The sequence below is a fragment of the Staphylococcus sp. LKG3-1 genome (assembly GCF_048568385.1).
GTDB classification, from domain to species: domain Bacteria; phylum Bacillota; class Bacilli; order Staphylococcales; family Staphylococcaceae; genus Staphylococcus; species Staphylococcus saprophyticus.
Window position 1 is genome coordinate 2,518,883 of the sequence record NZ_CP183796.1, and the last position, 12,025, is coordinate 2,530,907.

Annotated in this window: 7 protein-coding genes; all 7 read left to right on the plus strand. The window is 34.8% G+C overall.

Annotation, left to right across the window (positions count from 1 at the left end; all coding sequences use genetic code 11):
* Positions 1-211: 211 nt before the first annotated feature.
* Complete coding sequence (secA, locus tag ACM595_RS12450; protein WP_419744316.1) at positions 212-2,743, plus strand: preprotein translocase subunit SecA; 2,532 nt, start codon at positions 212-214, stop codon at positions 2,741-2,743.
* Positions 2,744-2,955: 212 nt separating this feature from the next.
* A protein-coding gene (prfB, locus tag ACM595_RS12455; protein ID WP_100217404.1) for a peptide chain release factor 2 occupies positions 2,956-4,078 on the plus strand; the annotation gives its coding sequence in 2 pieces (ribosomal slippage) (positions 2,956-3,027 and positions 3,029-4,078; 1,122 coding nt in all).
* A gap of 374 nt (positions 4,079-4,452) precedes the next feature.
* Positions 4,453-5,406 (plus strand): COG3942 and LysM peptidoglycan-binding domain-containing protein, encoded by a 954-nt coding sequence (locus tag ACM595_RS12460; RefSeq protein WP_002483904.1) that lies wholly within the window; start codon positions 4,453-4,455, stop codon positions 5,404-5,406.
* A 392-nt stretch (positions 5,407-5,798) separates the two neighbouring features.
* On the plus strand, positions 5,799-6,440 hold the full coding sequence (locus ACM595_RS12465; RefSeq protein ID WP_002483903.1) for a YfbR-like 5'-deoxynucleotidase: 642 nt from the start codon (positions 5,799-5,801) through the stop codon (positions 6,438-6,440).
* A gap of 5 nt (positions 6,441-6,445) precedes the next feature.
* Positions 6,446-6,676, plus strand: a complete 231-nt coding sequence (locus ACM595_RS12470) for a CsbA family protein (RefSeq protein ID WP_037538954.1) — start codon at positions 6,446-6,448, stop codon at positions 6,674-6,676.
* Between the two features lie 333 nt (positions 6,677-7,009).
* On the plus strand, positions 7,010-8,992 hold the full coding sequence (gene uvrB / locus ACM595_RS12475; RefSeq protein ID WP_002483901.1) for an excinuclease ABC subunit UvrB: 1,983 nt from the start codon (positions 7,010-7,012) through the stop codon (positions 8,990-8,992).
* A 5-nt stretch (positions 8,993-8,997) separates the two neighbouring features.
* Complete coding sequence (uvrA, locus tag ACM595_RS12480) at positions 8,998-11,835, plus strand: excinuclease ABC subunit UvrA (protein ID WP_037538951.1); 2,838 nt, start codon at positions 8,998-9,000, stop codon at positions 11,833-11,835.
* Positions 11,836-12,025 lie beyond the last annotated feature (190 nt).

The window sequence follows — 12,025 nt, forward strand, 5'->3', positions numbered from 1 at the left end:
AATAATTTGAAAGTGATATAGCTATTTGTGTATATTTTTATTGAACAAGATTATAATCAATTATTTTAAAATAAATAGAAATGTAAGTGGACAAGAAATATAATTTCAATGTAAGACACTTTAGACAAGTCAATAAGTGTAAATTTAAGCTTATAAATGATATCATAAGTTGTTGTAAGCGAAGAGTTAAAAAGCTAAAGGAGCGAACAGAATGGGTTTTTTATCAAAAATTGCAGATGGCAATAAAAAAGAAATAAAACGCCTTGGTAAATTAGCCGACAAGGTCCTCGCACTTGAAGAGGATATGTCGATATTAACTGATGAAGAAATTAAAGCCAAAACAAGCGCATTCCAAGAAAAATTACAGAGCGAAGAAGATATAAAAAAACAAAACAAAATATTGGATGATATTTTACCGGAAGCATTTGCACTAGTACGAGAAGGGTCAAAACGTGTGTTTAATATGATTCCTTACAAAGTGCAAGTTATGGGTGGAATCGCGATTCATGGCGGCGATATTTCCGAAATGAGAACAGGTGAAGGTAAAACGTTGACAGCGACAATGCCCGTATATTTAAATGCGTTAACTGGTCGCGGTGTACATGTCATAACAGTCAATGAATATTTATCAAGTGTTCAGAGTCAAGAAATGGCTGAACTGTATGAATTTTTAGGACTTTCTGTAGGTTTAAATTTAAATAGTAAAACAACTACTGAAAAACGTGAAGCATATGCGTGTGATATTACGTATTGTACAAATAATGAATTAGGTTTCGATTACTTGCGTGACAACATGGTAAATTATGCAGAAGAACGTGTAATGAGACCATTAAACTTTGCGATTATCGATGAGGTTGACTCCATCTTAATTGATGAAGCACGTACACCTTTAATTATTTCTGGTGAAGCAGAGAAATCGACATCACTTTATACACAAGCAAATGTGTTTGCAAAAATGCTTAAGAGTGAAGATGATTATAATTATGACGAAAAAACAAAAGCGGTACAATTAACTGAACAAGGTATCGATAAAGCAGAGCGCATGTTTAAAATTGATAATTTATATGATGTAAATAATGTAGATGTTATCAGTCATATCAATACGGCACTACGTGCGCACGTGACATTACAAAGAGATGTTGACTACATGGTTAATAACGGTGAAGTCCTTATTGTAGACCAATTTACGGGTCGTACAATGCCTGGACGTCGTTTCTCTGAAGGCTTGCACCAAGCGATTGAAGCTAAAGAGGGTGTGAAAATTCAAAATGAATCTAAAACAATGGCCTCAATCACATTCCAAAACTATTTCAGAATGTATAATAAGTTATCTGGTATGACAGGTACAGCGAAGACCGAAGAAGAAGAGTTTAGAAACATTTATAATATGACGGTTACACAAATTCCTACAAACAAACCAGTGCAACGTGTTGATAAACCAGACTTAATTTATATTAGTCAAAAGGGTAAATTTGATGCAGTTGTTCAAGACGTTATTGAAAAACATAAAGCTGGCCAACCGGTATTACTTGGTACAGTTGCAGTTGAAACCAGTGAATACATTTCAAATTTATTGAAGAAAAATGGCGTGCGTCATAATGTTTTAAATGCTAAAAACCATGAACGTGAAGCCGATATTGTTGCAGGTGCTGGTCAACGAGGCGCAGTAACTATAGCTACCAACATGGCTGGTCGTGGTACGGATATCAAACTAGGTGATGGTGTTCAAGAACTTGGTGGTTTAGCTGTTATCGGCACAGAACGTCATGAGTCACGTCGTATTGATGATCAATTACGTGGTCGTTCAGGACGTCAAGGTGATAAAGGGGACAGTCGTTTCTACTTATCACTTCAAGATGAACTGATGGTGCGCTTTGGTTCAGAACGTTTGCAAAACATGATGAACCGTTTAGGTATGGATGATTCCACGCCAATTGAATCTAAAATGGTTTCACGTGCGGTTGAATCTGCGCAAAAACGTGTTGAGGGTAATAACTTCGACGCACGTAAACGTGTACTTGAATATGATGATGTTTTACGTAAACAACGTGAAATTATTTATGGTGAACGTAATAGTATCATCGATAGTGATGAAAGTGGTGGTTTAGTTAATGACATGCTACGCTCAACACTTGAAAGAAGCGTGAACTACTATGTAAATGAAGAAGCGGACGATCCAGATTATAAACCATTCATTAACTATGTAGACGATGTATTCTTAAATGAAGGCGATATAAAAGTTGAAGATATTAAAGGTAAAGACAACGAGGATATCTTCGAATTCGTTTGGAATAAAGTTGAAATTGCATTAAAAGACCAAAAAGAAAAAATTGGAACACAATTTGATGAATTTGAACGAATGATTTTACTTCGTTCTATAGATACGCATTGGACAGATCATATTGATACGATGGATCAATTAAGACAAGGTATTCATCTGCGTTCTTATGGTCAACAAAATCCTTTACGCGATTATCAAAATGAAGGTCATCAACTTTTCGATACGATGATGCAAAATATCGAAGAAGATGTTAGTAAGTATATCTTGAAATCGGTTGTTTCAGTAGAAGATGATCTTGAAAGAGATAAAACAACAGACTTTGGTAAAGCAGAGCACGTTTCAGCCGAAGATGGTAAAGAAAAAGCTAAAGCAGAACCTTATGTGAAAGATGAACATATTGGTAGAAATGACCCTTGCCCTTGTGGAAGCGGGAAAAAATATAAAAACTGTCACGGTGCATAGTTCATAGTGACAGGTTATAAAACCGGAAGTTTTGATGAGCAGTCATTAACTTTCGGTTTTATTTTGTAATTAAGTTTGGTTAGGTATTTATTTGAATTAGATAAAGTTGTAATTAAACCGCAAACTTCTGTAGAATAGAGTTATTAACTTCAAATAAATGAAATACGTTATAGTTTATTATTTCATTCAAATAATCATAGGAGAGATGCATGATGGAATTGTCAGAGATAAAACGTAATATAGATACGTATAATGAAAAACTAGAACAACTTAGGGGGTCTCTTTGACTTAGAAGCAAAAGAGACGAACATACAAGAATATGAAGAAATGATGACCGATCCAACATTTTGGGATAACCAAGAAAAGGCTCAGGACGTTATTGATAAGAATAATGCTTTAAAATCAGTAGTGAATGCATATAGAACATTAGAGTCTGAACTTGAAGATATGGATACTACGAGAGCTTTGTTACTCGAAGAAGATGATGAAACGATGAAGCAAGATTTAGAGCAAAGCGTTCAAGATTTTAAAAATGAATTAGATCAGTTCGAGTTACAATTATTACTTGATGGGCCTTATGACGCGAATAATGCCATTATGGAATTACATCCAGGTGCAGGCGGCACAGAGTCACAGGATTGGACGAATATGCTCTTGAGAATGTATCAACGTTATTGTGAGCAGAAAGGATTCAACGTCGAAATTGCGGACTATTTACCTGGTGATGAAGCAGGTGTTAAAAGTGTGACGCTTATCGTTAAGGGACATAACGCATATGGTTATTTAAAAGCTGAAAAAGGCGTGCATCGTCTTGTGCGTATTTCACCTTTCGATTCATCTGGTCGAAGACATACATCATTTGCATCATGTGATGTTATACCTCAATTCAATAATACTGAGATTGAAATTGATATTAATCCAGATGATATCACAGTCGATACATTTAGAGCTTCTGGTGCTGGTGGGCAACACATTAACAAAACTGAATCAGCGATTAGAATTACACACCATCCAACAGGGATCGTAGTAAATAACCAAAATGAACGTTCACAAATCAAAAACAGAGAAGCAGCAATGAAAACATTGAAATCTAAACTATATCAATTAAAAATTGAAGAGCAAGAACAAGAAATGGCAGAAATTCGTGGTGAGCAAAAAGAAATCGGCTGGGGTAGTCAAATTAGATCTTACGTATTCCATCCTTATGCTATGGTTAAAGATCACCGTACAAACGAAGAAACGGGTAAAGTAGATGCTGTTATGGATGGCGACATTGGTCCATTTATTGAAGCATTCTTACGCAGTCAAATGGATCAACATGAAAATGAAGGTTAAGTAGCTATTAAACAGCTATTTTAATGAAACATAATATAAGAAAGATATATTTAAATATGTAGAGTCAGCGCGCAATCTTATTAAAAGTTCAGATTGTGATCTGGCTCTTTTTGTTTGATAAAGGACAGATAAATATTTAATTAAATATGTAAAATGCAATTTTTAATATTACGAGTAAGTTTTCAAATCTATCATATCAAACATGTTAAATACTTTAATGGCAAGGTTTGTGGCGTTTTTATCGACTTGTAATATAGGTGTTTGAAATATAAAGTTGACTGTTATGTTACAAAACCATAACAATAGAAAATCTTTGTTTTTATTATGCTATAGTATGTTTGATTAAAATTAAGACAGTAAAGGATGAAAACTTAATGAAGAAAGGTTTAACATTTTCTATCACCTCGGCAGCCTTGTTTTTTGGTTTGAACCATGTTGCATCAGCAGACCAAATACACACAGTAAAAGAAGATGCTAATTTGACAGATATAGCACAAACATTTGCAACTACTACGACAGAAATACAAAATTTAAATCACTTACAGAATAGAGACTATGTTCAAGTTGGGGAAACCATCGTATTACCGGATTCTGACATTGTAGAAGTTAAGGATGGAGATACGATTAAAGCAATTGCTGAAAGACATCAAATGACAATGAGTCAATTGTATCAATTGAATCCAAATTTAGGTGAAGTCATTTATCCAGGTCAATTAGTTGCGGTATCAGAAAAAGGTTCAGCGCATCTTAATAACCAATTACAGCAAATATTTAATAGTCATGAAGCAGTTCAACCAACAGCACAAATAAATCATGACGAACACAATACAGCAGAAAATAATACTATGCGTAATGTGCGTACGTCAGGGAATATCACGCCAAATGCAACGCAAACATGGCAGAACAATGATTATTCCGCTTCGGATAGACAGCAAGTTTCGAATACAACTGCAAATGAACAGGTAACTTCAAATTATCAGTATAGCCCAGTGTCACACGCATCTAACGGAAGTAACTATTATGATTGGGGCCAATGTACATATTATGCTTTTGATCGTCGACAACAATTAGGGAAATCAGTTGGAAACTTATGGGGAAATGCGAATAATTGGGCTTCAGCAGCACAGCAAAGTGGCTATCAAGTGAACAATACGCCTGAAGTAGGTGCTATATTCCAAAGTACTGCAGGTAACTATGGTCATGTAGGTGTTGTTGAAAGTAAAAATGCAGATGGTTCAATTGTCGTATCTGAAATGAATTGGCAAGGTGTAGGTCAAAAATCATATAGAACAATCCATAACACAGGCCAATATAATTATATTCACTAAAACAAATCTATCCTTCTATGTAGAAAATGATTTGATTTGAAGTGACGCTATCTAAATAAGAGTTCGGGATATGAGGCAATATCTCGAACTTTTAATGTATAGATAACAAGCAGAGTAGCTTAAATAAACGATTGTAGCAGTCTTTCAATCAGCATCGTTTTTGATGCGTCATCAATCACCAACGTCATAGAAACAAATCCAATATTTTTGTACTACGCCCAGACTATACCTAAATCATTGATAACTATACCGTTGAAATATAACCTATTTTTATTATATGAGTTAAATTAAATGATTATTATTTTTCAATGATATTGATAAGACATTTAACGCGTTGAATGATATTATAAAATCAAGAATAATCAATTTTTAATAAACTAGGAGGCGATGTCATGGGTGTACATCAATATTTTAAACGTTTATCTGATTTGGAAAAATTAATTAGATTGCCGGGTAAATTTAAATATTTTGAGCATAACGTCGCTGCTCATTCATTCAAAGTGACAAAAATCGCTCAATATTTAGGTACTGTAGAGGAATATCATGGTAATGAAGTCGATTGGAAAAGTTTATATGAGAAAGCATTAAATCATGATTTTGCCGAAATATTTACTGGCGATATTAAGACACCGGTGAAATATGCAAGTGGAGAATTGAAAAAATTATTTTCTCAAGTAGAAGAAGAAATGGTAGACCATTTTATAAATGAGGAAATTCCAGAGCCATATCAAGCTATTTATCGTGAGCGATTACAAGAAGGTAAAGATGATTCCTTAGAAGGACAATTGTTGTCGGTTGCTGATAAAATTGACTTATTATATGAAACTTTCGGAGAAATACAAAAACGTAATCCAGAACAGTTATTTTTTGAAATTTATGAAATGTCACTAGAGACAATCATGCAATTTGATCATCTTAGCTCAGTTCAAGATTTTATCGAGAATATCATCCCAGAGATGCTAACAGAGAAATTCATACCAAGATCTGAATTGCGTGAAACAACAATGGCAATTTTAAATAATAGGAATGGGTGAACTCCATGATTTGGTATATATTGGCATCCTTTTTCCCATGTGTTTTTGTTATATTGTTCAGTGTGCTAACAAGAAGCAAATGGGTAGGTACAATATTGACTTTAATTTTAATAGGTGCATCAGTTGAAAAGGGGTTCTTTCATAATGAATGGATCATTTTCATAGATGTCGTTTCATTATTAGCGGGGTATCTTATCATCGACCAATTAGAGTTGCATAAAAAAGATGATGATTGAATAATAAGCATTGAGCAACCTAATTGCTATAATTAAATAAGAGATTTATAATAATATAACTTCAAAAATAAAGAAGTTTTTATGATATAAAATCAAATGGATGCAAACATGGTGACATACTATGTTTGTTTTTTCTTTATAAAAAGAAGTATTAAAACTACGAACAAATGTTTGTTTTTGTATTCATAAATCTGTTAATATATATAACGAGTATAGAACCATTCATCTGAATAAATGATATGTAAAGAATCAATATATGAACGTTTTAAGATAAACAAATTGTAATAGGTTCGAAATAAGAGATATAGACTTAATTAGGAGGCATGTGTCGCCATGGAACATTATCCGTTCAAACTGCATTCTGAATTTGAACCTCAAGGGGATCAGCCAGAAGCAATTCAAAAAATTGTAAATGGTGTTAATGAAGGGAAAAGACACCAAACGCTATTAGGCGCAACTGGTACTGGTAAGACATTTACGATGAGTAATGTAATCAAACAGGTTGGTAAACCAACACTGATTATCGCACATAATAAGACCTTAGCAGGCCAATTATATAGTGAGTTCAAAGAATTTTTTCCTGAAAATAGAGTGGAATACTTTGTAAGTTACTATGACTATTATCAACCAGAAGCCTATGTGCCTTCAACTGACACTTTTATAGAAAAAGACGCTTCAATCAATGATGAGATTGACCAGTTACGACATTCAGCTACCAGTGCGTTGTTTGAGAGAGATGACGTGATTGTGATTGCCAGTGTCAGTTGTATCTACGGTTTGGGTAATCCAGAAGAATACCGTGATTTAGTCGTTAGTATACGTGCTGGCATGGAGATGGATAGAAGTGAATTACTTAAAAAATTAGTGGACGTCCAATATACAAGAAATGATATAGATTTTAGACGCGGTACGTTTAGAGTTAGAGGAGATGTCGTTGAGATTTTCCCTGCATCTAGAGAAGAAATGTGTATCCGTGTAGAATTCTTTGGTGATGAGATTGATCGTATTCGTGAAGTAAATTACTTAACTGGAGAAGTATTAAGAGAACGCGATCATTTTGCAATCTTCCCAGCATCTCACTTCGTAACACGTGAAGAAAAAATGAAATCAGCAATTCAAAGAATTGAGAACGAATTAGAAGAACGTTTAGCTGAATTAAATGCAGAAAATAAATTGTTAGAAGCGCAACGTTTAGAGCAACGTACCAATTATGATTTAGAAATGATGAGAGAAATGGGATTCTGTTCGGGTATAGAAAATTATTCCGTTCACTTAACATTACGTCCTATGGGGTCAACACCTTATACATTACTTGATTATTTCGGAGATGACTGGTTAGTCATGATTGATGAGTCGCACGTAACTTTGCCGCAGATTAGAGGTATGTATAATGGTGACCGTGCTCGTAAACAAGTATTAGTTGACCACGGATTCCGTTTGCCGAGTGCACTAGATAATAGACCTTTAAAATTCGAGGAATTCGAAGAAAAAACGAAACAGTTGGTTTATGTTTCAGCCACACCAGGACCATTTGAACTTGAGCATACAGATGAGATGGTTCAACAAATCATACGTCCAACCGGTCTGTTAGATCCTAAGATTGAAGTGCGCCCTACAGAAAATCAAATTGATGATTTACTTGGTGAGATACAGGATCGAATCGATCGAAATGAGCGTGTACTTGTTACAACGTTGACTAAGAAAATGAGTGAAGATTTAACGACATATTTAAAAGAAGCAGGCATCAAAGTAAATTATCTGCATTCTGAAATTAAAACACTCGAACGTATAGAAATCATTAGAGATTTAAGAATGGGTACGTATGATGTCATTGTTGGAATTAACTTGTTAAGAGAGGGTATTGATATACCAGAAGTGTCTCTTGTTGTTATTTTAGATGCTGACAAAGAAGGATTTTTACGTTCTCAAAGATCACTTGTTCAGACAATTGGACGTGCCGCACGTAATAGTCGCGGGGAAGTTATCATGTATGGAGATAAAATTACTGACTCCATGCGCTATGCGTTAGATGAGACGGAACGTCGTCGTACGATACAAGAAGCATATAATGAAAAATATAACATTACGCCTACTACAATTAATAAAAAAATACATGACGTGATTAGTGCTACTGTTGAAAACGATGAAACAAATGAGCAACAACAAACAGAAGTACCGAAGAAAATGACGAAGAAAGAACGCGAAAAAACAATTGCAAATATAGAAAAAGAAATGAAGCAAGCCGCAAAAGATTTAGATTTCGAAAAAGCCACAGAGCTTAGAGATATGCTATTTGAATTAAAAGCAGAAGGGTGACACAAATGAAGCAACCATCCATTGTAGTTAAAGGGGCACGTGCCCACAATTTAAAAAATGTAGATATTGAAATACCAAAAGATAAATTAATAGTTATGACAGGGCTTTCCGGTTCAGGAAAGTCATCACTTGCTTTCGATACAATATATGCAGAAGGTCAACGCAGATATGTTGAATCTCTCAGTGCCTATGCACGACAATTTTTAGGTCAAATGGATAAACCGGATGTCGATACGATTGAAGGTTTATCACCAGCGATTTCAATTGATCAAAAAACAACTAGTAAAAACCCAAGATCTACTGTGGCGACAGTCACAGAAATTTATGATTATATTCGTTTACTATATGCGCGTATCGGTAAACCTTTTTGCCCTAACCATGGTATTGAAATAGAATCACAAACAGTTCAACAAATGGTTGACCAAGTGATGAAATTAGAAGCACGTTCTAAAATTCAAATCTTAGCACCTGTGGTTTCTCATAGAAAGGGCGCTCAAGAAAAACTGATAGACGATATAACAAAAAAAGGTTATGTACGTGTACGTGTTGATGGAGAAATATTAGATGTCAATGAAGTACCAGCCTTAGATAAAAATAAAAATCATACAATTGAGGTAGTAGTTGACCGTCTTGTTGTCAAAGAGGGTATCGAAACGCGTTTAGCTGACTCCATTGAGACGGCGTTACAATTGTCAGAAGGAACGCTCATTGTCGATATCATTGACGGTGAAGAATTGAAGTTCTCAGAAAATCATGCTTGTCCGATTTGTGGTTTTTCAATTGGTGAGTTAGAGCCACGTATGTTTAGTTTTAATAGTCCGTTTGGTGCTTGCCCTACATGTGATGGATTAGGTCAGAAATTAACGGTTGATTTAGAGTTAGTCGTACCAGATACGAGTAAAACCTTAAATGAAGGTGCAATCGTTGCTTGGGAATCATCGAGTTCGGATTTTTATCCTACGATATTAAAACGCGTGTGCGAAGTGTTTAAAATTAACATGGACAAACCATTTAAAAAATTAACTGACAGACAAAAAGATATTATTTTATACGGATCTAAAGGTAAAGAAATAGACTTCAAATTTACGCAACGTAACGGCCAATCTCGTAAACGTACGATGGCGTTTGAAGGTGTTATAAATAATATCAGTAGACGATACCATGATTCTCCTTCTGAATTAGTAAGAGAAATGATGAGTAAGTACATGACTGAGTTACCTTGTGAAACGTGTCATGGTAAACGTTTAAGTCGCGAAGCTTTATCAGTTTATGTAGATGGGAAAAATATTGGTGACGTCGTTGAGCGTTCAATTAAAGACGCATTAGATGCCTATAATCATATTGCGCTTTCAGAACAAGACCAAAAAATTGCCAATCAAATATTGAAAGAAATTAATTCTAGATTAGAATTTTTATATAATGTAGGACTAGAATACTTAACTTTAAATCGTGCATCTGGCTCTTTATCTGGTGGCGAAGCGCAACGTATCCGTCTAGCAACTCAAATTGGTTCTAGACTTTCTGGCGTCTTATATGTATTAGATGAACCATCCATAGGTTTACATCAAAGAGATAACGATAGATTAATTAGCACTTTAAAAGAAATGCGTGATTTAGGTAATACGTTAATCGTTGTTGAACACGATGATGATACCATGCGTGCAGCAGACTATTTAGTGGATGTTGGTCCTGGCGCTGGTGAGCATGGTGGTGAGATTGTTGCAAGTGGTACACCTAAGCAAGTTATGAGCAACAAACACTCTTTAACCGGACAATATTTAAGCGGCAAAAAACGCATTGAAGTGCCAGAAGCAAGAAGAGACATTACTGATCGCAAAATTATTGTTAAAGGTGCGCGTAGTAATAATTTAAAAGGCATTGATGTAGATTTCCCATTATCAACGATGACTGTTGTAACGGGTGTTTCAGGTTCTGGTAAGAGTACTTTAGTTAATGAAGTGCTTTATAAATCTTTAGCGAAACAAATCAATAAATCTAAAGTGAAACCAGGTGAATATGATGAAATTAATGGTATAGATCAATTAGACCGAATTATAGATATTGATCAATCGCCTATTGGACGTACGCCAAGATCAAATCCAGCTACATATACTGGGGTTTTTGATAATATTAGAGATATATTTGCACAAACAAATGAATCTAAAGTCAGAGGTTATACCAAAGGTCGTTTTAGTTTTAATGTTAAAGGTGGTCGCTGTGAAGCTTGTAAAGGCGATGGTATCATTAAAATTGAAATGCACTTTTTACCAGATGTCTACGTACCGTGTGAAGTTTGTGGTGGCACGAGATATAATCGTGAAACGCTTGAAGTAACTTATAAAGGGAAAAATATTGCAGAAATCCTAGCGATGACTGCTGAAGAAGCGACGGCATTTTTCGAAAATGTTCCGAAAATTCATCGTAAGTTAAAAACGTTAGTAGATGTTGGTTTAGGTTATGTTACATTAGGTCAACCTGCGACAACGTTATCTGGTGGTGAAGCACAGCGTGTGAAACTTGCATCAGAATTACACAAACGTTCAACAGGACGCTCCATTTATATACTCGACGAACCTACAACAGGTTTACATGTGGATGACATCAGTAGATTACTGAAAGTTTTAAACAAGTTAGTTGAGAATGGTGACACTGTGGTTATTATTGAACATAATTTAGATGTCATTAAAATGGCAGACCATATTATTGATTTAGGTCCAGAAGGTGGCGACGGTGGAGGTACTGTTGTTGCAACGGGTACACCTGAAAAGATTGCAGAAGTAGAAGCAAGTTATACTGGTAAATATTTAAAACCAGTCTTAGAAAGAGACACGGTAAAACAATAGCAATTATATCGTCTCTATTTTCCAACAGCATAACAAAGCTCTTGCGACACCATGTAACATGTGTGAAGCAAGAGCTTTTTTGTGATTGTTAACCTTTGATAACATGTCGCAAACATAAAATGTTAAGTTTATCGTTAATTTTAAAATGAATCAGCTTTTAATAAGAAATATCGTATATAATTTATATAAG

Bases quoted from the DNA above. Each gene is read 5' to 3' on its own strand.
- secA (WP_419744316.1), top strand. From the start codon at position 212: ATGGGTTTTTTATCAAAAATTGCAGATGGCAATAAAAAAGAAATAAAA.
- ACM595_RS12460 (WP_002483904.1), top strand. From the start codon at position 4,453: ATGAAGAAAGGTTTAACATTTTCTATCACCTCGGCAGCCTTGTTTTTT.
- ACM595_RS12465 (WP_002483903.1), top strand. From the start codon at position 5,799: ATGGGTGTACATCAATATTTTAAACGTTTATCTGATTTGGAAAAATTA.
- ACM595_RS12470 (WP_037538954.1), top strand. From the start codon at position 6,446: ATGATTTGGTATATATTGGCATCCTTTTTCCCATGTGTTTTTGTTATA.
- uvrB (WP_002483901.1), top strand. From the start codon at position 7,010: ATGGAACATTATCCGTTCAAACTGCATTCTGAATTTGAACCTCAAGGG.
- uvrA (WP_037538951.1), top strand. From the start codon at position 8,998: ATGAAGCAACCATCCATTGTAGTTAAAGGGGCACGTGCCCACAATTTA.